The sequence below is a fragment of the Streptococcus sp. ALY_211 genome (assembly GCF_058314555.1).
Window position 1 is genome coordinate 174331 of record NZ_JBZFUN010000003.1, and the last position, 20233, is coordinate 194563.

At 40.9% G+C, this 20233-nt stretch carries 21 protein-coding genes; all 21 read left to right on the forward strand.

The window, feature by feature from the left end; genetic code table 11:
* Positions 1-3 precede the first annotated feature (3 nt).
* The 21 genes from ftsE (at position 4) to rlmN (ending at position 20225) form a co-directional block, all read left to right on the forward strand.
* Positions 4-696 (forward strand): cell division ATP-binding protein FtsE, encoded by a 693-nt coding sequence (ftsE, locus tag AC4HAJ_RS04110; protein WP_491078891.1) that lies wholly within the window; start codon positions 4-6, stop codon positions 694-696.
* Complete coding sequence (gene ftsX, locus AC4HAJ_RS04115; RefSeq protein WP_491078892.1) at positions 689-1603, forward strand: permease-like cell division protein FtsX; 915 nt, start codon at positions 689-691, stop codon at positions 1601-1603. The genes ftsE and ftsX overlap by 8 nt, the downstream gene beginning before the upstream one ends.
* Before the next feature lie 277 nt (positions 1604-1880).
* Positions 1881-3050 (forward strand): hypothetical protein, encoded by a 1170-nt coding sequence (locus tag AC4HAJ_RS04120; RefSeq protein WP_491078893.1) that lies wholly within the window; start codon positions 1881-1883, stop codon positions 3048-3050.
* Between the two features lie 20 nt (positions 3051-3070).
* Entirely contained in the window at positions 3071-4738 is a 1668-nt protein-coding gene (locus AC4HAJ_RS04125) for a zinc ribbon domain-containing protein (RefSeq protein WP_491078894.1), read from the forward strand.
* Positions 4739-4873: 135 nt separating this feature from the next.
* Positions 4874-6466 carry an Hsp70 family protein gene (locus AC4HAJ_RS04130; protein ID WP_491078895.1) on the forward strand — a complete coding sequence of 531 codons (1593 nt, stop codon included), beginning with the start codon at positions 4874-4876 and terminating at the stop codon, positions 6464-6466.
* A complete protein-coding gene (locus AC4HAJ_RS04135) occupies positions 6463-7005 on the forward strand; it encodes a hypothetical protein (RefSeq protein ID WP_491078896.1) in 543 nt (180 codons plus the stop codon). Before AC4HAJ_RS04130 ends, AC4HAJ_RS04135 begins: the two co-directional genes overlap by 4 nt.
* 8 nt (positions 7006-7013) lie before the next feature.
* Entirely contained in the window at positions 7014-7799 is a 786-nt protein-coding gene (locus AC4HAJ_RS04140; protein ID WP_491078897.1) for an ATP-binding cassette domain-containing protein, read from the forward strand.
* 8 nt (positions 7800-7807) lie between these two features.
* A complete protein-coding gene (locus AC4HAJ_RS04145; RefSeq protein ID WP_491078898.1) occupies positions 7808-8632 on the forward strand; it encodes an ABC transporter permease in 825 nt (274 codons plus the stop codon).
* Positions 8629-8847 carry a hypothetical protein gene (locus AC4HAJ_RS04150; RefSeq protein ID WP_491078899.1) on the forward strand — a complete coding sequence of 73 codons (219 nt, stop codon included), beginning with the start codon at positions 8629-8631 and terminating at the stop codon, positions 8845-8847. The genes AC4HAJ_RS04145 and AC4HAJ_RS04150 overlap by 4 nt, the downstream gene beginning before the upstream one ends.
* Before the next feature lie 9 nt (positions 8848-8856).
* Positions 8857-10410, forward strand: a complete 1554-nt coding sequence (locus tag AC4HAJ_RS04155; protein ID WP_491078900.1) for a hypothetical protein — start codon at positions 8857-8859, stop codon at positions 10408-10410.
* Between the two features lie 262 nt (positions 10411-10672).
* Entirely contained in the window at positions 10673-10948 is a 276-nt protein-coding gene (locus AC4HAJ_RS04160; protein WP_491078901.1) for a TIGR04197 family type VII secretion effector, read from the forward strand.
* Positions 10949-10961: 13 nt separating this feature from the next.
* Positions 10962-11342 carry a hypothetical protein gene (locus AC4HAJ_RS04165; RefSeq protein ID WP_491078902.1) on the forward strand — a complete coding sequence of 127 codons (381 nt, stop codon included), beginning with the start codon at positions 10962-10964 and terminating at the stop codon, positions 11340-11342.
* A 1-nt stretch (position 11343) separates the two neighbouring features.
* Positions 11344-13053 carry a hypothetical protein gene (locus AC4HAJ_RS04170; protein WP_491078903.1) on the forward strand — a complete coding sequence of 570 codons (1710 nt, stop codon included), beginning with the start codon at positions 11344-11346 and terminating at the stop codon, positions 13051-13053.
* Positions 13054-13689, forward strand: coding sequence for a TipC family immunity protein (locus AC4HAJ_RS04175; protein WP_491078904.1), 636 nt, complete (start codon positions 13054-13056; stop codon positions 13687-13689).
* A gap of 341 nt (positions 13690-14030) precedes the next feature.
* Positions 14031-15023: an aspartate--ammonia ligase gene (gene asnA, locus AC4HAJ_RS04180; protein ID WP_491078905.1), complete on the forward strand. Its 993-nt coding sequence runs from the start codon at positions 14031-14033 to the stop codon at positions 15021-15023.
* 103 nt (positions 15024-15126) lie between these two features.
* Entirely contained in the window at positions 15127-16215 is a 1089-nt protein-coding gene (locus AC4HAJ_RS04185; protein ID WP_491078906.1) for an MmcQ/YjbR family DNA-binding protein, read from the forward strand.
* Positions 16216-16251: 36 nt separating this feature from the next.
* The gene (gene rsmD / locus AC4HAJ_RS04190; RefSeq protein WP_491078907.1) at positions 16252-16791 is read left to right on the forward strand and encodes a 16S rRNA (guanine(966)-N(2))-methyltransferase RsmD; all 540 of its coding nucleotides are present in this window, start codon (positions 16252-16254) and stop codon (positions 16789-16791) included.
* On the forward strand, positions 16781-17275 hold the full coding sequence (gene coaD, locus AC4HAJ_RS04195; protein WP_491078908.1) for a pantetheine-phosphate adenylyltransferase: 495 nt from the start codon (positions 16781-16783) through the stop codon (positions 17273-17275). The genes rsmD and coaD overlap by 11 nt, the downstream gene beginning before the upstream one ends.
* A gap of 11 nt (positions 17276-17286) precedes the next feature.
* Complete coding sequence (locus AC4HAJ_RS04200) at positions 17287-18372, forward strand: SepM family pheromone-processing serine protease (protein WP_491078968.1); 1086 nt, start codon at positions 17287-17289, stop codon at positions 18370-18372.
* 151 nt (positions 18373-18523) lie between these two features.
* Positions 18524-19126 (forward strand): YutD family protein, encoded by a 603-nt coding sequence (locus AC4HAJ_RS04205; RefSeq protein WP_491078909.1) that lies wholly within the window; start codon positions 18524-18526, stop codon positions 19124-19126.
* Between the two features lie 4 nt (positions 19127-19130).
* Complete coding sequence (rlmN, locus tag AC4HAJ_RS04210; RefSeq protein WP_491078910.1) at positions 19131-20225, forward strand: dual-specificity RNA methyltransferase RlmN; 1095 nt, start codon at positions 19131-19133, stop codon at positions 20223-20225.
* The last annotated feature ends 8 nt before the right edge of the window (positions 20226-20233 follow it).

Consider the following 20233-nt stretch of genomic DNA (forward strand, 5'->3'; position numbering starts at 1 on the left):
ATTATGGCACTGATCGAACTTAATAAAGTGGTCAAGCGTTACGGCCGTGGGGATGTCGCTCTACGAGACATCACTTTGACAATCGGCCAAGGAGAATTTGTCTACCTAGTGGGACCATCAGGAGCTGGGAAATCCAGTCTTATCCGTCTTCTCTACCGTGAGGAAGAAGCGAGTCGTGGAACTATCAAGGTTGGTCAATACCGTCTCAATAGGATGAAAAAACGTCAAATTCCTATCCTGCGTCGCTCTATTGGCGTGGTTTTTCAGGATTATAAACTACTAAACAACAAAACAGTTTATGAAAATGTAGCCTTTGCTATGGAGGTTATTGGTGAACGTCGTAAGGTGATTAAGCGCCGTGTGAAAGAAGTCCTCAAGTTAGTCGGGCTTCAGCATAAAGAGCGCTCATTTCCAAGACAGCTATCAGGTGGTGAGCAACAACGTGTTGCTATTGCCCGTGCTCTAGTCAATAAGCCCCGTGTTCTCATTGCAGATGAACCGACAGGGAATCTGGATCCTGAGATTTCTGAGGAAATTATGAATCTGCTGGAGCGCATCAATGAGCAAGGAACGACCATTATCATGGCTACCCACAATAACGTCATTGTTAATGGACATAGGCACCGTGTCATCGCTCTAGAAGACGGCAAGGTTGTCCGAGATCAAGAAGGAGGGGAGTACGAATACGATGATTAGAAATTTCTTCCGACATTTACGCCAATCCATGGTCAATATCCGCCGCCAAGGCTGGATGAGCTTCTCAGCCATTTCCATGGTCAGCGTTACCTTGACTGTCGTAGGTATCTTTGTTGCCCTCTTATTGAACCTCAATAAATTGATTGATGATGTCGAAAAGAACATGGTCATCAATGTTTACCTTGAGACCAATGTCTACGACAACAACAAGTTGGATGCTGATGGTAATCAAAATAAAAAATACCATGTGATCTATGACCAGCTCAAGGCTGTTGATGGCGTAACAGAGATTACCTACTCTACACGTGATGAGCAGCTAGAAAAGCTCACCAAAAATCTAGGAAAGGTATGGGGATTTGATTCTAGCAATAATCCCCTCTACAATGCCTATATCGTCAAGGTAAATTCCTACGATAAAATGGAAAAAATCACAAAAAAATTTAAAACAATTAAAGGTGTTAATGACGCCAAATATGCTGACTATGATGTTGAGAAACTAGCGGATCTTTCTAATAGAATAAAATTCTGGGGACTAGCAGGAGTCGTTCTCTTTATCCTTGTTGCAATTTTCTTGATTTCAAATACGATTCGCATCACGATCATGTCACGTAAGGACGATATTATCATTATGCGTTTGGTAGGTGCTAAGAATTCTTATATTCGTACGCCCTTCTTCTTAGAAGGTGCTTGGATTGGTCTAATAGGCTCTATCCTACCAGCAGGAGTCCTTTTTATTGGTTACAATATTGCCATAGCTTCCTTCCAGAATAAATTGAAAGGAGATAATTTATCGCTCTATCCGACAGATCCTTATCTCTTTTATTTAATTGGTGCTCTAGCCGCGCTAGGTATTATTATCGGCTCTTTAGGGTCAATCTTGTCTATGAGACGCTACCTTAAAGCTTAGTAGACAGTAACCATTTTCATTCAATAATTTTCTAAGCAGTCTTGATCAAGGTCAAGGCTGTTTTTTCACGAGTGAGATAGATAGGGAAAGGCCAGCTCTACCTTATTTTTATTGAAATCGTATTGTTTCATTAGTGAAAATAGTGTAGAATAAACTGTGTCTTAAAATGGTTTAAAATGATGATAAATGATCACGGTTACCTTTTGATGACAGTTGACTCTTTGTACTAGATCAGACTTTTAGCTGGTCTAGTCGATAATTTTTAAGGAGATTTATTATGAACAAACAGGATTGGATGGAGTACTTTGAAGCGTTAAATGGGCGTATGCCCTCACAAGAGGAGATCGCTCAGGCGATTGCTGCAGGTGAATTTGTGGATGACAACCCAGTAGACCAACCTGTAGCCCCTCAAGAAATGCCTCAACAGCCAGCGTCTCAGTTTACACAAGATCAGGTGCCAACTCAACAACAAGCGCCTCAGTTTGCGCCAGAGCAAATGGCAGCCCAACAACAAGCGCCTCAGTTTACACAAGAACAGATGGCAGCTCAGCAACAAGCGCCACAATTCACACCAGAGCAAATGGCAGCTCAACAGCAGGCTCAGTTTGCGCAATTAACACCAGAACAGCAGCAGGCCTATTACCAGCAGCAAGCTATGGCTGGACAAGTTCCTCAATATCAAATGCCAGCCCAGCCAGCTCAACCATCTGCCTTTGGTATCGCTGTTAAGGATTATTTTACTTGGTTCCTAAATGGCTTTAAAAATCCTCAAGCTAAGTCTGAAGACAGCCACTTTGCTTTCGGTTTAATAACATTAGTACCCGTAGCCTTGTTTGCTAGTTGGGCACTGGTTAATTTTTTCAATAGAGTTGCCTCAGCCTTCCTCTTAGAGTTTGGTAGTGATGATGACAAGTTGAAAGAGATTGTTTCATCAGAATTTGGATTTCTCAAAGTTTTAATTTTCTTGATTTTCTTTTATATCTTTTATGTTATCGTGATGGCCATGCCAGTGGTCTTTAATCGTGACGCAGGTAAAACCTTTACTCAAAAAGCAGGGCAATACTTCTCTTATACCCCAATTCTATTGGTCTTGAACTTTTTAGCCTTTATTGTGACTTTCTTTGCACCAAAACACTTGGCAGATAACAGTTCATCTGATTCAGTAATGTCAGCAGATTCCTATATTTCAAGTGTAACAGCCCCTCTCAAGCAGATCATTAACAATGCTCAATTTTTCGGATTCTTACTTGGTCTCGGGCTCATCATTATTTTTATCGCTTTGATTAAAAATATGTCCCACGTAACCTTTGGCAAGGTGAATAACTTTTACGTTTTGATTTTAGCTGCTCTTGCATTTGTCATTGTTTACTATATTGTCTATAAAATTACAGGATCAATGATTGCAGGTGGATTTGAAGAAATTCTTCAAGCATTTGATGATTACTAATATATAAGGCGGTTTAACCTATGGCAACGAAAGAAAGATGGGCTGATCTCTTCGAGAGTGTCGTCGGTCGTAAGCCTACTCCACAGGAGTTTATGAAAGGCAAGGAGACGGATTTCTCTCCTCGAGAAATTCGTCGGATTGCTGGTTTAGATAGCAATTCAGAAAAACTTTCCAATTCTCAAAGCTCTGATCTAACTGGAAAGAGCTTTTATGATGTATCAGATCGTGCCCTTTCTCAGCCAGTAGCCAGTCCCAGCCCTGGAGGATCAAAAAGTTCAACGGCTCAGGATGCTTGGATAAATGCTTTTCGGAAGTATGTAGGGCGATCTCCTCTACCAGAAGAATTTTTACTTGGTAAGGCAGCTAACTTTGACTTAACTACTATCAACCAGTTTGTTCAGCCAAGGGCAATAGCAAAGCCTAAAAAATCAATCTTACGTCGTGTCATGGTAACCTTTTTGGTCGTGTTGAGTTTGGCATTAGTCTCTTCGTTTATATATGGTCATCAGTATTATTCAAGAGAGGCTGTGGCAGACCGCTACTTAAAGGTGGCTGGCAAAGATTTTGACAAACAAGTAGATTATGAGGTTTGGTCAGATACGAAAAAATCGATCAAATCCTCTGAATTGACCTATGTTGATAAAAAATCTGTTAATACAACGACTGATAAAGCCATGCTGCTATCTGGTAATAGTATGGTGAAGTCGGGACATGAATTCTTCATTTTTCCCAAATGGCGAGTGGCAGTCAAACCAGTTAATGCTACCCTACAGACTAACACTAAAGATCTTAACATTAGCATCAACGACGTAGACTATGGTAAGTCAGATTCTGCAGATTATAATAAAGTAGTCGAGCGCCTCTATCCTGGGACCTATAGCTTCCTAGCTTCTGGAAAGGTCAAAGGCCAGGACATTGAGGTTAGCTCTCAAAAAGACTTAACAGAGGATCAGACCATCGCCCTAGATATTAAGTACTTGAGTTTTAAGATCTCAAGTAACATCAGCGATGGTAAGGTCTATATTGGCAGTAAGAGTGTCGGAACACTTAAGGATGGTCAATATACAGCTGAAAAGTTACCTGTGATGGACAGCGCTTCGGTTTATGTAAAAAAAGACTTCAGTGATGGTACCAGTCTTAAGACCAGCGCCACTAAAATTTCAGATATTTCTGATGGAGACACGCTAACCATGGAAGTATCGGACATTTTAACCAGGGATACGGCTGATGATCTTATGACGGAAGCCTACAGTTTAATGGATTCTTACGCTGATAATGACAATACCACACCGGATGATTTGTCTGATATCTTTAAGGGCGGCACAGAAAACGGTATGTACAAAGACTTAAAGACTATGATTGATGACAATACAGTAAATGCAAAAAATAGAGCAGCAGACTGGATTGATTTTTCAAATGTCGATGTTACTACAGTCACACAAACAGGTGCAACGAACTATACGGTAGACTATACAGTAACCGTTGAGTTTGGTTATTCAGCCGATGAAGATCATGACACCTCAGGTACTATTAAGGAAAAGCTCTCTTGGTCCTCCAAGATTTCCTATGATGAAGCCCTGGATTCCGATAGTGACTATCTATATAGCTATGAAGATTTTTCTGGTTATATTATCACTGATAAGAATGGAACTTCAAAAAAACTGAGTTCAGAAGACACAGTGGAGTAGAAAAAGTTTGGAACCTGAGAGTTCCGGACTTTTTGCTTTATGTTAATGGTATAATAAAGACAAATGATTAGCGGATTGGACTCCCTAATGACATAGTAATAGTGACAGCACAGGAAAGATTAGAAGGGATAGATTATGAACTACGCACTTGGAATCGATTTAGGAACTACTAATTCGGTTATGGCTATTGTCAAAGATCAAAAGCCAGAAATTATTCCTATGGGAGCAAACGATGAGCAGGTATTACGCTCTGCACTATACTTTTCAGAAATTGAAGGGAAGTCACGTGTATTTTTCGGCACTTCAGCCCTTACTCGAGGGATTAACACAGGGAAGATCGATTATGTTAAACAAGATTTTAAACGGGATATGGCAAGGAATGTTGAGAGTGAAGCACCTCATCATATCCGAGTGAATTCTGTTTTACTGTCTGCCCTGGTTCTTCACGAGTTCAAAAAGCGCTCAGATGTTGTAGCTTCGGAAATGGGAGTGGACAGCATTAAGGATGTGGTTATTACAGTCCCAGCTTATTTCACCTCTGAGCAGCGTGCAGCCACTAAAAAGGCTGGTCGTTTGGCAGGTTTTAATGTCCTAAGGATTATCAATGAACCCACCGCAGCAGCTATTTCTTATGCGCATGAAAAAAATGTTCAGGGAAAAATCCTCGTCTATGATTTAGGAGGAGGAACCTTTGATGTTACTGTGATGGATGTCAGAGATCATCATTACAGCATTCTAGCAACGGATGGCAATCATCGCCTTGGTGGAATAGATTTTGATAAACGACTGGTTAGCTTCATAGAATCTAAGTTAGAAGCCCAAGGGCTCAATATGACCATGATTTCTGATAAGGAAAAGATGCAACTACGCTACCAAGCTGAGCAAATCAAAATTTCTTTATCAGTCAATGAGACAGCCTTTTTTGAAACTTACACGGATCAGGGAGACTTTGGAGTTGAAATCAGCAGGGATGACTTCAGAAATGTTGTTTTTGATCTGCTCAAAGATACGCAAATTAAGATTACGAGCACTCTATCAGCAGCTGGTGTGACCTGGTCTGATATTGACCACATTTTACTAGTGGGAGGCTCAACACGTATGCCAATAGTGCGTGATATGATCGAGGCCATGTCAGGTCGTCAGCCCACCTATAGCATTAATCCAGATACCATTGTTGCCGAGGGCGCTAGCATTATTGCTAATCTGATTGCAAATGACAGTGTCAGCTTCCAAGAAGAAGCAGACAACCAGGCGGTTGATCCAACAAAGGTACAGATTAGGGATATCACATCCCAAGGAATTGGACTGCTATTGCGTAAGGTCCCAAATCAGACTTATGCCTTTGGTGGTGATTTCTTTAATCGGGTGGTCGTGCCTCGTAACACACCTATCCCCGCAGTGAGAAATTATGATATTTATGCAGTAGTAGACGGCCAAAATAATTTTCGAGTGCGTATTTCAGAAGGAAATTATGAAAATCCTATTAATGTGAAGCCACTTTTAGAAATAAAAGAGACTTTGCCTACGCCACGTCGCAAGGGAGAAAAGGTAGCAACAATTTCTTTTGCCTTTGATCCCGAGCAAATCATCCATATTGACGTTTTTGATGGTCAAAGCAATCAACGCTTAGGTCAGTATCGCCTCAATGCCAAAATTGAGCAGGAACGTATCGAATTAGAGGATGATCTGAGCGATCTACAGGAGATTTTTGATAAATTCACATCATGATTGATTTTTATAAAGGTATTGAAACATCAACAGGAGAATCCATTCCCTATTTAAAAGAACTAAGTGCTAGTTTAGATAATAAACAGACCGCCAATCAAAATTATCAAAAGGTAGAAGAGCAAGTAGAGATGTTAGGCAATCGCGAAGCACTCAACCTCTTGCGTCCAGATGATCATCTCTTGGCGGAAGCTCTACAAAAAGCCAAACGTTATTTCTTAAATGAAACCAACAAAGAATCTTATGACCTTCTTCTAGGTATAAAGAAACCGGGACCGCAGGAGCGTCAGGATTATCAGTTGAATGACCGTAGTTATACCTCGACTGCCTTGCCAGTCCAACCTATTACTCAAACTCCCCCAGCAAATTCGGTTATGGCGCCAAAGCAGGAGCGTAAGCGCTCGCTGTGGCTGGTAGGCTTGACTAGCCTAGCAAGTATATGGCTGCTGGGACTGCTTTTTGTCTATTTTAATTGGAATGTTTTAATTCTAGTTTTTATAATTAGTATCATTGTGATCTTAGCTTTATTATTAGATAGTTGAGGAACCAGATGGATAAGCAACACACCATTACATTTAAGCATATTTGTTTCACTTATAAGGGCAATGATCAAGCTCTTTTCCATAATCTGGATGTTAGCCTAAAAACCGGAGAGTTAGTTGGTATCTTGGGAGCATCAGGTAGTGGTAAGACAACTTTGACGGAAATCTTACTGGAACGCTTGACCCCAACCTGTAGGGAGTTTGAAATTTTGCAAGACGGCCATCCTTTAATGGAAAAAGCCAGCTGGAGTTATGTTCCCCAGCAAAACCTCCTGAGAGACTATCTCAAGGTCAAGGAAATTTTTACAGTCTATGCAGATGCCTACCTCAAGTCCTATCCTAAAGATGTTCGCCATCAACGCCCACAGGCTATTGCTAGAGATCTCGGTTTATTGGAGTTTTGGGACAAGAAACTCTCAGAGCTTAGCGGTGGACAAAAGCGGCGTGTGAGTATTGGGATAGAACTACTAAGCGATTCCCCTTACTTTATACTTGATGAACCATCAAGTGGTCTAGATGCCTTAAGTGACCGCAATTTACTGCGGACCTTGAAGATTTTAGCCCAGACAGCTAATAAGGCGATCGTTGTTATTACCCATAATACAGAAAATCTAGCTATTTTTGATCGTCTAGTCTTTCTCTCTAAGGGACTTCCTAAATTCGTAGGGACTTTTCAAGAGCTACTTAGAGAATTCAAAACAACGGATGACTATGAAATTAGTAAATATCTCGACTTGAATTTGGCAGATATTTACCAAGAGCTTCAGACTTCTGGACGGATTTACAAATTATAGGAGGCTATATGACTGCTGCATTACGTTTATCATGGTACAAGTGCCGTCATTCCCTGTTCGATTTTTTGAAAGTTTTGCTGGGAATTTTAGCATTTGAGGTCCTCATTCTCTATATCGAAAAGAAAGGGTTTTTAGTTAATTTTGAACAAACCCGAATGACGCTCTTTCTCTTGATCTTTTCGTCCAGTCTTCTGGTTTTAGTGCAAACATCTATTTATATCAGTAAGGAAAGGGCCATATTAAATCGAGATTTTTTCTCGATTTTAAATCCTAGCTATTACGCATTAGCAACTCTGATTTTTAATATTGGCTATGCCCTAATTGAGGCTCTAGTATTTTCTACTGGTTATATTTGGATCAGTGAAGCCTATGGTAAGGAATTAGAAACACAGGGACAGCTATTTCAAAGTTTCTTCCTCGAGTTAGTCGTGACTAGCTTTTTGATCCTCCTAGCCTCTCACTTCTTAGGGTTAGTGATATCTGCCTGGTCTGGTGCCAGTGAGATTACCTCAGTAATTTTAGGAGTCATTGCTGGGATCACTCAGTTCTCTTTATCGGGGACAATTTTACAATTACCAAAGTCTATAAAAGGTATCGATGATTTTATCTTCCTAGGTTATGGACACCGCTTATTCGGAGTGACTAACCAGCTGGACAAAATCCCAGGGACAATGGCTAAATACAATATCCCTGTTGAAGATTGGGCACTTGATCTTTTTAAAATGGATCAAGATAAGATCTGGCATGGTTATCTGATTCTGGCCCTCCACGCCTTAGTCTATGCCCTAGTCTTTGTGTTAACCTTACAGTTCAAAAAGGAGAAATCGAGATGACTAGAGATGAATGGGTGACAGAGTTTCAAGTCCTAAAAGGACGTAAACCAACTTTTCAAGAATTTACAGAAGCTTCAAAAAATGGGTTTCAACCCCTCTCTAACCCGAGTGATAATAAGCCTTCAAAAAGATTCAGTCCGAGCATTATCATCAAGACTTTTATCATCGTATTTTTAGCTGTTTTCGGCTATATTATTGGCTTTTTATTTATGTGAGGCTAAAGGATGAAACAGAATAAAAAATTTATTGCATTAGCTATGATCATCTTCTTGATTTTCATGGCTTTTGGTAAGTATCAACAGACAATCGCTCTAGCAGATATCCATACGCTCTATGCAACTGATGTGATAGATAAGCAGACAGGAGAACGAGTAACCTTTGAGATTAGACGTTCCAAGGACGACACCTACCAAGTCAAAAATACTAGTACTGGACGGGTCTACGAGACCAAAGATGTCTCCAAATCGGGCAGTGCTGTAAGAATTACCCTACCTGATAATCAAGGCGATATCGTCATCAAAAAAAATCTCAACCCAGCTAGTGATCCGACAGTGAATGTGGAGAATTCTAAAAAATATAAGCAAGTTGAAGGTAGCAGTAGGGTTACTAAAGACAATACAAAGGCTTCAGAAAAATCAGCAGATACTTCTTCATCAACAACCACCTCAGAAAAGATAACCAAAGTTGAGTTGACAAAAGAAAATGAAGAAAAAGTAATCAGCCAATTTGGTGATTGGTTATTTAATAGCCATTATGCCAAGGATAGTGTAGTGACACGTAGTAAGTACGGAGAGATTCTTGCAGTTAGTAATCCTTCAATCGCTTTCTTGATGGCTAAAACCTCAGATGGTCAGGAAATTATGACCCGTCTCCAGAGATATATCCAAGGATCCCTAAATGATCTGCCAGATACTGATATCTATGTTGATGGTAAAGCATCTGATAAAGAATCCCTATTGTCTCAAAAAGACAGTCTTGATTTGACTCTCTTAGGGAATGATCTTACCAGTGATCAAGCCCAGGACTATCAATCGACAGCAGTCTTTCGGCTCTATACTCTAAAAGATAAAACCCATCAGCAATTTGCCTCTGCTACAGATGAATCAAGCCGTTTGATTAACAAAGATGAACTAGCTGATGATCAAAATACAATGGCAGGAAATTTTGGCTATAATGATCTCTATGATACTCAGGTAGATCATAGCAAGGACAGCTATGAAATCCTTTTAGCAACAGATGGAACGGTCTATCTCACCAAAGACTATTGGTATGAGTCAAAAGCACTGGATTACACTTATGAGAAAGCTCCTGAGGATATGCAGGATGCTTATCAAAATCTGATCAAGAAATATGCTAAGAGCACCAGTCATAGCCAGAGTACAGACAGCCAAGCCCAGAGTAAAATTTTTCCAACAGATCTGATTGGCAAATGGGAGGGTGATGCAGGTGCACAGGGCACACAAACCATGGAGTACAAGAAAGATGGCACGGTTATAAAAACAATCAAGAGTAGCAAGGACACCTACCAAGCAAAAGTGACTAAGGTTGAAAAAGTTTCGGATAATCTGTATCGCTTTGCAGACGGTGAAGATATTGGCAATGCCCTGCCTACCCTTGGCCTGGGAGGTGCTGGATTTGATGCAGAATATGGCTTCAAGTTAAACGATGATGGCACTCTGACCTATGTGCAATGGACTGGCCCCCTAGATTCAGAATTTGATGCGTCAACTTATAAGTACTCAGAATTTGATGATGCTGTCTTTAAAAAGACTAAATAGCCTAGAACTGGTTTTGTTCTACTTTTACCGTGACATCTCACCCATCTAAAACATACTAATGAGTTTGGACTTTTTGCTCCAAACTCATTTTGTATCTTGTCCATTTGCTACAAGTAACAAGGTATATGGCAAATCTCATATCAGTTTTGTAACTAATTTTTTATCTTTTGATAAATTTTACTAGTAACATCTATCAAAAGACTTGCATAACTCTTAAAGTATCAGTAAACTAGTATCATATGAGACTAGTTAGGAGATTTCTATGGACAGTATCAAAAGTGTGATGACGGTCGCTCAATTACATGCGACCCAATTTTCAGAAAAAGGCAATAGCCTGACCAGCCTTGGTGACGTCTCCAAAGATGACACCACAACGGTTGCTGGTAATGAGAAAGCCCATGAAGTGCTAGATTTAACTAAAACAGCCCGCCAACAACTCTCAGAACTTATGCGTACTGCCTCGACTAATATTCATAGTGTTGCCGAAGGTTTTCAAGCTGTTGATAGTGAGCAGGCAGCGGGCATCAAGTTATTATAAATAGAGGGCAATCATGGCCGACAACTCACTAAAGCAAAAACGCCTCCAAAAAGAACAGGAAGTATCCAAAACCTATCATAAAGAACAGGAACTGATCGAAAGAGAGTATGACCTCCTCAGTGCTGAGCGAAAACTCGAAGATGAAGAAGGCATAGCTGAGGATGCTTTTAGTCAGCTGAGTCTCAGCATAGAAGAGCTGTGGTACGCTTATCAGTTTGATGGTCGTCCAGCTTGGCGTTATCAAGATTACCAGCAAGAAAGAAATCATATGCGTTATCTCTTTGAAGAGTCCCGACAAGATTTTGAGCAGCTTAAGCGACAGAATCGAGATGAGCAAGATGAGGTTTATGAGAAGCGTTTACGACTACAAAGAGAGCTAGAGGAGATGGAGTAAGATGAGTATTGATATGTATTTAGAGCGCTCACAAGCACAGGCAGCCAGTGCCAGAGAGATAGCAGAGCAAGAGATCGCTCAGTATGAGGCTTTGTCAGCCGTTCTCTCGGAGTTTGAAAACAGTGAAGCCGATTTAAAGGGGAAAGCCTACCGTTCTGCCCGTCAATTTTCAGCCACCATGCTGCGCCCCTTGGTTGATGGCGGGAAGCGTTTAGCCCAAGCTGTCGCAGAGGCGGTTGAAAAGTTTCCAGAAGCCTATATTGAGAAGGTCGCTAACGAGAGTCTCAAGGAGTCCGAGCTGGAACAGCAGATAGCAGACCTGAGTGCTCGGATTAATAACGCCAGAGATGCGATAGCTAGTATGAAGAGCAGTAAATCTGATAAACATGCGTCTTCGCGCATGGCTAGCTATCATAAGATGATAGACATTGCAGAAGACAGCAAGCGAGAGCTGGAGGACAAGCTGGAGAGGCTTCGTGCTTTTCATGCGTCCTCTCCCGAATTATTTGCCCATATTGACGGTTTGAAAGCAGCCTTTGAAAAGGGTCTCCAGCAAGCCAACAGCTCCTGGGACAGCAAGACTGGTATCTTTATCATTCCTAAGAACAGGGACTGGATGCAGTTGGTCAGCACCTCTGTGGACAATGCCTCAGCCAAGCTGACACTGTCGGCAGAGGAAAAGCAGTTTGTCGAGAACCTCAAAGCACAGTATGGCTTTGACGACACGACAGCCCGCCAGATTATCCAAGTCAGAAGAGGACTGGAGGAGAAGTTTCCTGATAAAAGTCAGGAAGAGATTGACTATCTGTTTCTCAGGATTCTTGGAGGAGCGTGGTATGATGTTGATTATGAATATAATAAGAAACTGTGGGAGCTAACAGCAGGCTCATTAAAAGATGCGTTTGGAACGACGGATACTGTCAGTATTCTTAAGCAGTTGGGGTTAAGCCAAAAAGAGGCTAAACAGTTAAACTATAATATTCGTTTGCAGCATGAGATGTCTGGAGATGGTTTTGAAAATAAAAAAGACAGAGTCTATGAATATGATAGGCTAGATTCTAAGAAGAAAGATGATTATCGAAAAGCCTATAATGAAGCCAATGGTACAAATTTATCAGAAAGTGAATTTGAGAAAGTTTGGAAAGAGAAATATAACTCCTTTACAGACAATCAGAAATACACCAATGCCGACTTTGCCCATCAGTCTATTACTACAGCTACGTTATTATACAAAAATGATGACCCCATTGATAATAGAATTAAGGAATTAGCGGGTTGGCGTGGAGATACTACGGATCAAGCAGGCAAAAAACCTTCTATCAAGAATGATGATTACCGAGCAGATCTTGATGCTGTGAATACAGCCCAAAGAATGAAAGACTCAGGGAAAAGTTATATGGAGATCAGCAATGACTACTATAGCGACATTGATTCTGGTAAGACCAATCGTGCTGAGGAATTTAAGGACAATGAAGGTATGAAGAGGGTTGAGGACGTCATCTATACTGCACTCGTTCCATCAACTAGCACCACGTTTGAACCTGGTAAAGGTCGTGGCTCAAGGACTTGGACTGACTTTGAAAGAGGGCAGTATTTAAGGGAAAATTACTCAGAATCATATAACTTTATCGAGGCGCTTAAAAATGGTGACAACAACATGACGACTGATTATGCTGGGGATGAGGACTACCAATCCGATAAGGAGAAATAGATGAAAAAATATTTCAAGCTAGCGTTCGCTCTACTTTTTGTTCTAGCCTTTATCGGACTGACAGTATATGTTAACTTAAGGATTGACAACAGACACTACGATAATGTTTTTGATGAGATGGCTCAGAATTTACAAAAACGTCCTAATGGGACATTGGCGGAAAATCTTGGTGGGGAAGTTTCCTATAGAGAGGGCTTTTTGGAAGACAATGGTGTTCCACCTGATTTATATTTTTATTCAGCCAGTAATGAAACAGGAGAAAATAGTGCTTTACCAGCAGCTGTCACTTACGTAAGGGTAATAGTGCATAAAGAATCTGATGAAGAGCCGATATCTATCTTTTGTTATTACCAGTTGACAGACAAGCTGGAGGTACAGGTTGTTTTTGAGTATTTCAAAAAGACTCAAACCTTATCGCAGACTCTTACGATCATGGATGGTGGCACAAAGAGCGATTTTCAACAAGCACTTACAGACAAAGGACTGACAGTAAAAGACTTTCAAAGGCAGACTAGAGATATTCTAGGGCGTACGGTTATCCGAGCATGGATAGGTGCAAAAGATACTAAGAGTCACTTTTCAGAAAAAAATTGGGGTGATGTTAAGATTAGCTCCGTGATGGTAAAAGAAGATTGAAAATGAACTGAGTTAAAGAAACTGTTGATAAATTATAGTTTTCTATCAAATAATGCCCCTCCTATAAAAGTAATAATGTAAGAAAGCGAATAATTAAGCAATAATTTTGAAAAATCATTGGAATTTTCAAAAGAATGGTCTATAATGAATTCACTCATTAAAGTATCTGATGAGTTTTATTAAGTAATACTGGCAAGCTTTAACAGGTATCCAAAGAAAAAGATTTGAAATAGGAAAAGCAGAAGACAAGGATTCGTCCATCCTATGTTCTTGCTGTCCCATCATTTTTATTCTTGTTTGAGATTTAGAGACCAGTAATATCATTTGAGGAGGAGTGTTTTATGAAAAAAAGCTTCATTCACCAGCAGCAGGAGATTTCATTTGTCAAGAATACTTTCACACAGTATCTGATTGATAAACTTGATATCGTTGAGGTTCAAGGCCCTATTTTAAGTCGTGTGGGAGATGGAATGCAAGACAATTTGAGTGGTGTAGAAAATCCTGTTCGGGTAAATGTCCTCAAAATTCCAGATGAAACTTATGAAGTCGTTCATTCTCTGGCCAAGTGGAAGCGCCATACTCTAGCGCGCTTTGGTTTCAATGAAGGCGAAGGGCTCTTTGTCCATATGAAGGCTCTACGTCCAGATGAGGATTCTCTAGATCAGATTCACTCTGTCTATGTGGACCAGTGGGACTGGGAAAAAGTCATTCCGGACGGCCATCGCAATCTTGATTATCTTAAAGAAACAGTTGAAAAGGTCTACAAGGCGATTCGCTTGACTGAGCTAGCAGTAGAAGCTAGATTTGATATAGATGCCATTCTACCTAAAAAAATCACCTTTATCCATACAGAAGATCTGGTAGAAAAGTATCCTGATATGACAGCAAAAGAGCGTGAGGACGCCATCACTAAAGAGTACGGAGCTGTCTTTTTAATCGGTATTGGCGGAGAGCTTCCAAATGGCGAGCGCCATGATGGACGTGCGCCCGATTATGATGATTGGACCAGTGAGACAGAAAATGGTTATCACGGACTTAATGGAGATATTCTAGTATGGAATGAAGCGCTTGGACACGCTTTTGAACTCTCGTCTATGGGGATCCGTGTCGATGAGGAATCTCTCAAACGTCAAGTAGAGATTACTGGTGATCAAGATCGTCTTGAACTTGAGTGGCACAAAACATTGCTAAACGGTCTCTTCCCTTTAACGATTGGTGGAGGTATTGGACAGTCTCGCATGGCCATGTTCCTGCTTAGAAAAAAACACATTGGCGAAGTCCAATCGAGTGTTTGGCCCCAAGCAGTGCGTGAAGAATTTGATAATATCTTATAATCAACCACTGCATCAATCTAGTAATTCTAGAATCATACTAACGAGTCTGGACTTTGGTCCCAGACTTTTTTGGTACAATATCTAAAAAGGAGATGGGATAGGGATGGCTTTTGAGGATAATTTTTTTGAAAAGTATAAACCTAATATAGCTAAATTGTTAGCTTTTGGATTTAAACAGGAGAAAACGACTTACACCTATCAGGAGACTATCATGGATGGGGAATTTCTAGCTAAGCTGTGGGTGACAGCAGATGGTCAGGTGAAAGGACAACTTCTTGATCAGGATCTTGGCGAACCTTATCTAGCTATTCAAGTACCAACCGCCAGCGGCAGTTATATTGGCCAAGTCAAAGCAGCTTACGGTCAATTTTTAAGGACCATAGCTGACCAATGTTTTGATAAAAGCCCTTTTGTTTTTGACCAGACCAATCACTTGGCGAGATTCTTAGATCAGACTTATGGAGATGATTATGATCACCCTTTTGAAAAGTATCCGCAGTATAGCTCTTATCGGCATCCGGACAACCACAAGTGGTATGCTTTGATTTTTCCCCTTCCTATTGAGAAATTATTACCGGAGCACTCTGGCGGCCATAAAACTGTCGAAGTCCTCAATATTAAAATTGATAAAGAAAAGCTAGAAGGCCTCCTGGCCTTAGATGGCATCTATCCCAGCTATCATATGAATAAAAAGAGTTGGATTTCTATTATTTTAGATGGAACCCTAGCGGATGATCTGGTCTTCGAACTCGTCGAAAAGAGTCGACAACTGGTAGGTCCCAAGTCTTATCGGCCTGAGACAGGTCCAGACTATTGGATCATTCCAGCCAATCCTAAATACTATGATATCGATAAGGCCTTTGCTCTATCTGACAGCCTGCTCTGGACACAGAAAGCAGGGATAAAGACAGGTGATTGGATTTTTATCTACATGACAGCACCAGTCAAGTCACTTCGCTATGCCTGCCAAGTCTTAGAGGTCAATATTCCCGATAGGAATGATGGCGAGCAAGCAAGGATTAAGAGTCTTATGAGGATCCAGCGATTGGTAACCTTTGAAGATCAATTATTTTCTTTTGATGATCTCAAGGCAGCAGGAATCAAGGCTGTCAGAGGCCCCAGACGAGCAACCAAGACTTTAGCAGATGCACTATTGCCCTACCTTCCCTCAAAAAATCCACCAGAAAAATAGTAAACAGCTCTTTAAAATTTTGCTATAATGAAGTCTATGAGAATTATAGCAGGAGAATTTGGTGGGCGTCCCTTAAGGACACTTGAAGGCAAGACGACACGACCAACCTCAGACAAAGTGAGAGGAGCCATCTACAGCATGATCGGTCCTTACTTTGATGGTGGTCGTGTTTTAGACCTGTTTGCAGGAAGCGGTGGCTTGTCAATTGAGGCTATCTCTCGTGGCATGAGTGAGGCTATCCTAGTCGAAAAAGATCGTAGGGCTCAAGCTATTATCCAAGCCAATATCAAAATGACCAAAGCCGAGAGTCAGTTCCACTTAATTAAAGGCGATGCCAAACAGGTGCTGGATCGACTGACCGGCCAGTTTGACCTGGTCTTACTGGATCCTCCTTATGCTAAGGAAGCAGTCGTTCAAAATATCCAGACCCTGCAGGCATTGGACCTGCTCAGCGATGATGTTAGAGTAGTCTGCGAGACGGATAAGCAGGTTCAACTACCAGAACAAATTGCAGATCTAGCTATCTGGAAACAAAAATCCTATGGAATTAGCAAGGTGACTGTCTATGTCAAATAAGATTGGATTACTGACTGGATCATTTGATCCTGTTACCAAGGGACACATGGATTTGATTATACGTGCGAGTCGGCTCTTTGATCAGCTCTATGTCGGTATCTTTTATAATCAAGAAAAACCAGGCTTCTTTCCCATTGAGCGCCGTAAGGCCATGCTGGAAGCAGCTCTGGCTGAATACAATAGCCTTGGTAAGGTCACTGTTATGACCTCTCACAGTCAGTTGACAGTAGATGTCGCTAGGGAAGTTGGTGCAAGGACCTTGGTTAGAGGATTGCGCAATGGTATGGATCTAACCTATGAGACTAGTATGGATTACTTCAATCATGACTTGGCACCTGAGATTGAAACTATTTATTTAGCTAGCCAACCATCTTTGACTCAAATCAGCTCAACACGTATTCGTGAATTGATCCACTTCGGAGCTGACATTAGCGCTTATGTCCCTAAGAGCGTTGTTTTGGAAATAGAGAAAGGAAAGAATTAATTATGGAGCAAATGCCTCTACCAATAGTCAACCAACACGTCGAATATAAAAAGCAAGGCTTTTTTAGGCGCCACTGGGCATGGTTCCTAGGTGGTGGGATAATTCTTTGGATTGTATCCGTCATTGCGTTTTTTGCCCTTCCTTTACCCTACTACGTGGAAGCGCCAGGTGGAGCTTATAATATCAAAGATGTTCTAACCGTAAATGGCAAGTCTAATAATGCGGATGGTTCCTATAATTTTGTCGCAGTCGGTGTCAGCAGAGGAACCCCTTTTCAGTTATTGATGGCATCTTTTAATGATCACTATGAGGTAGTCCCCGAGGAGCAAATGACAGGCGGTGCTAGCAGTAAAGAGTATGAACTGATGAACCAGTACTATATGGAAAACTCACAGAACACTGCCATTTATCAGGCACTCAAACTATCTGGGAAAGATGTCAAAATGGCCTATAAAGGCGTTTATGTGCTAGGCTTGACCGATGATTCTACTTTTAAAGATAAGTTAGAAATTTCTGATACCGTAACAGGGGTTAACAATAAAACCTTCAAGAGCTCAAAAGAATTGATGAATTATGTCAAAAGTCTCCAACGAGACACCTCTGTCAGCGTACAGTTCACCCGTCAAGGGAAGAAAAAAACAGCAACAGGTAAGGTTATCAAACTAGCCAATGGGAAAAATGGTATTGGTATTTCTCTGACAGACCATACCGAAGTTGAGACCAAAGAAGATATTAAATTCAGTACCGAGGGTGTCGGTGGTCCTAGTGCAGGCTTGATGTTTACTCTATCTATCTATGACCAGCTGGTCAAGGAAGATTTGCTTAAAGGTCGCAAAATTGCTGGTACTGGAACGATTGAGCTGGATGGTACAGTCGGTGATATCGGTGGTGTGGCGCAAAAAGTTGTTGCAGCAAATGATGCGGGTGCCGAAGTTTTCTTTGTGCCTGATAATCCTATAAAAAAAGAAGAAAAATCTTACTACCCTAATGGAAATAATTACCAAGAGGCTAAGAAAACAGCTAAGGACATTGGATCTGATATGACCATCGTTCCTGTCAAAACAGCCCAGGATGCTATTGATTACCTGGAGCGCTAATACTTAACAAGAAATAAAAAAACAGTCTGAGATGATAGGTGCTCAGACTGTTTTGCTTAGATGGAAAGTTTCTATCTCTCTAGAAATAGTGTATAATGATAAAGCGAATGCTTAAGGAAATAAGTTTTAATAGAAGAAAGGATGGCAGGGAATGAGACGCGAGATTGCACCTGAAATGTATAATTACAATAAATTTCCAGGACCGACATTTCAGGTGATCGGACAAGAGATTGTTGCGGATGACCTGTCCTTTACCCTACTGGAAAATTATAGAGAAGCCTTTGATCTCGAAAAATTCCAACAGCGCTATTCAGAGATCTTGTTAAAATATGACTATATTTTGGGAGATCGCTCGAGCGATGAGCTAAGATTGACAGGCTTTTACAAGGATGATCGCACCAAGATTGCTCAATGGAAAATCAGCCGTTTAGATGACTACCTCAAGGAATATTGTAATTTTGGCTGTGCTTATTTTATTTTAGAAAATCCAGAGCCACGTCTTCCTAAATCTGAATCAGACAGATCTGGTAGAGCTAAAGGAAACTATCATAAACAACCGAGAAAGAAAGAGGCAGAGGCTAAAAGAGAAGGTTTTAGACGTAAAAATAAAGAAGCACCTAGCCATCGCCTAAAGTCTAATCAAGTCAATGCTAAGAATACCAAGTCCTCTGCTAAGCAACCCAAGGCAAAAAAGAAAATCAAGACTAATAAGCCTAGTGAGCAGCAACACTTTACCATAAGAAAGAAGGAGTAGTTAGATGACAGCAACACTAAAACCATCCATTTATGAGATGACCAGAGAGCAGTTGATCGAATGGACAATAGCTCAGGGTGAAAAAGCCTTTCGTGCCAAACAAATTTGGGACTGGCTCTACAAAAAACGAGTACAATCGTTTGAGGATATGACTAATATTTCAAAGGATCTCATCAGCCTACTAAAGGATAATTTTGAATTTAATCCTCTCAAGCAGCGTATTGTCCAAGAATCAGCAGACGGTACCATCAAATATCTCTTTGAATTACCTGATGGGATGTTGATCGAGACTGTTTTAATGCGGCAGCACTATGGGCTATCTGTCTGTGTGACAACTCAAGTTGGCTGCAATATTGGCTGCACCTTCTGTGCCAGTGGTTTGATTAAAAAGCAGCGTGACTTGACTAATGGTGAAATTACAGCCCAGATTATGCTGGTGCAAAAATACTTGGATGATCGTGGCGAAGGAGATCGTGTTAGCCATGTCGTTGTCATGGGAATCGGTGAACCTTTTGATAACTATGATAATGTGATGCGTTTCTTACGCACTATTAATGACGATCATGGTCTGGCTATTGGAGCTCGACATATCACAGTGTCAACATCCGGTCTGGCTCATAAAATTCGTGAGTTTGCTGATGAAGGGATTCAGGTTAATCTAGCGGTATCCTTACATGCACCCAATAATGGGCTTCGCTCAAGTATCATGCGCATCAACCGCTCATTCCCTTTGGAAAAACTGTTTGATGCTATTGAATATTATATTGAAACAACCAATCGACGTGTGACTTTCGAGTATATTATGCTCAATGAAGTCAATGATTCTCCTGAAAATGCTCAAGAACTAGCTGACCTGACTAAAAATATTCGCAAGCTGTCTTATATTAACCTGATCCCTTACAATCCAGTATCAGAACATGATCAGTATAGTCGCTCGACCAAGGAGCGTGTCGATGCTTTCTACGATGTCCTTAAGAAAAACGGCGTTAACTGTGTGGTACGTCAAGAACACGGTACAGACATTGATGCAGCTTGTGGCCAGCTGCGTTCAAATACCATGAAGCGTGATCGCCAAAAGGCTATGGCTGCGGTCAATTAGGGCTTGTA

What these genes read in the sequence shown, in the direction of transcription:
- ftsE (WP_491078891.1), top strand. Translation starts at nt 4, where the DNA reads ATGGCACTGATCGAACTTAATAAAGTGGTCAAGCGTTACGGCCGTGGG.
- ftsX (WP_491078892.1), top strand. Translation starts at nt 689, where the DNA reads ATGATTAGAAATTTCTTCCGACATTTACGCCAATCCATGGTCAATATC.
- AC4HAJ_RS04120 (WP_491078893.1), top strand. Translation starts at nt 1,881, where the DNA reads ATGAACAAACAGGATTGGATGGAGTACTTTGAAGCGTTAAATGGGCGT.
- AC4HAJ_RS04125 (WP_491078894.1), top strand. Translation starts at nt 3,071, where the DNA reads ATGGCAACGAAAGAAAGATGGGCTGATCTCTTCGAGAGTGTCGTCGGT.
- AC4HAJ_RS04130 (WP_491078895.1), top strand. Translation starts at nt 4,874, where the DNA reads ATGAACTACGCACTTGGAATCGATTTAGGAACTACTAATTCGGTTATG.
- AC4HAJ_RS04135 (WP_491078896.1), top strand. Translation starts at nt 6,463, where the DNA reads ATGATTGATTTTTATAAAGGTATTGAAACATCAACAGGAGAATCCATT.
- AC4HAJ_RS04140 (WP_491078897.1), top strand. Translation starts at nt 7,014, where the DNA reads ATGGATAAGCAACACACCATTACATTTAAGCATATTTGTTTCACTTAT.
- AC4HAJ_RS04145 (WP_491078898.1), top strand. Translation starts at nt 7,808, where the DNA reads ATGACTGCTGCATTACGTTTATCATGGTACAAGTGCCGTCATTCCCTG.
- AC4HAJ_RS04150 (WP_491078899.1), top strand. Translation starts at nt 8,629, where the DNA reads ATGACTAGAGATGAATGGGTGACAGAGTTTCAAGTCCTAAAAGGACGT.
- AC4HAJ_RS04155 (WP_491078900.1), top strand. Translation starts at nt 8,857, where the DNA reads ATGAAACAGAATAAAAAATTTATTGCATTAGCTATGATCATCTTCTTG.
- AC4HAJ_RS04160 (WP_491078901.1), top strand. Translation starts at nt 10,673, where the DNA reads ATGGACAGTATCAAAAGTGTGATGACGGTCGCTCAATTACATGCGACC.
- AC4HAJ_RS04165 (WP_491078902.1), top strand. Translation starts at nt 10,962, where the DNA reads ATGGCCGACAACTCACTAAAGCAAAAACGCCTCCAAAAAGAACAGGAA.
- AC4HAJ_RS04170 (WP_491078903.1), top strand. Translation starts at nt 11,344, where the DNA reads ATGAGTATTGATATGTATTTAGAGCGCTCACAAGCACAGGCAGCCAGT.
- AC4HAJ_RS04175 (WP_491078904.1), top strand. Translation starts at nt 13,054, where the DNA reads ATGAAAAAATATTTCAAGCTAGCGTTCGCTCTACTTTTTGTTCTAGCC.
- asnA (WP_491078905.1), top strand. Translation starts at nt 14,031, where the DNA reads ATGAAAAAAAGCTTCATTCACCAGCAGCAGGAGATTTCATTTGTCAAG.
- AC4HAJ_RS04185 (WP_491078906.1), top strand. Translation starts at nt 15,127, where the DNA reads ATGGCTTTTGAGGATAATTTTTTTGAAAAGTATAAACCTAATATAGCT.
- rsmD (WP_491078907.1), top strand. Translation starts at nt 16,252, where the DNA reads ATGAGAATTATAGCAGGAGAATTTGGTGGGCGTCCCTTAAGGACACTT.
- coaD (WP_491078908.1), top strand. Translation starts at nt 16,781, where the DNA reads ATGTCAAATAAGATTGGATTACTGACTGGATCATTTGATCCTGTTACC.
- AC4HAJ_RS04200 (WP_491078968.1), top strand. Translation starts at nt 17,287, where the DNA reads ATGCCTCTACCAATAGTCAACCAACACGTCGAATATAAAAAGCAAGGC.
- AC4HAJ_RS04205 (WP_491078909.1), top strand. Translation starts at nt 18,524, where the DNA reads ATGAGACGCGAGATTGCACCTGAAATGTATAATTACAATAAATTTCCA.
- rlmN (WP_491078910.1), top strand. Translation starts at nt 19,131, where the DNA reads ATGACAGCAACACTAAAACCATCCATTTATGAGATGACCAGAGAGCAG.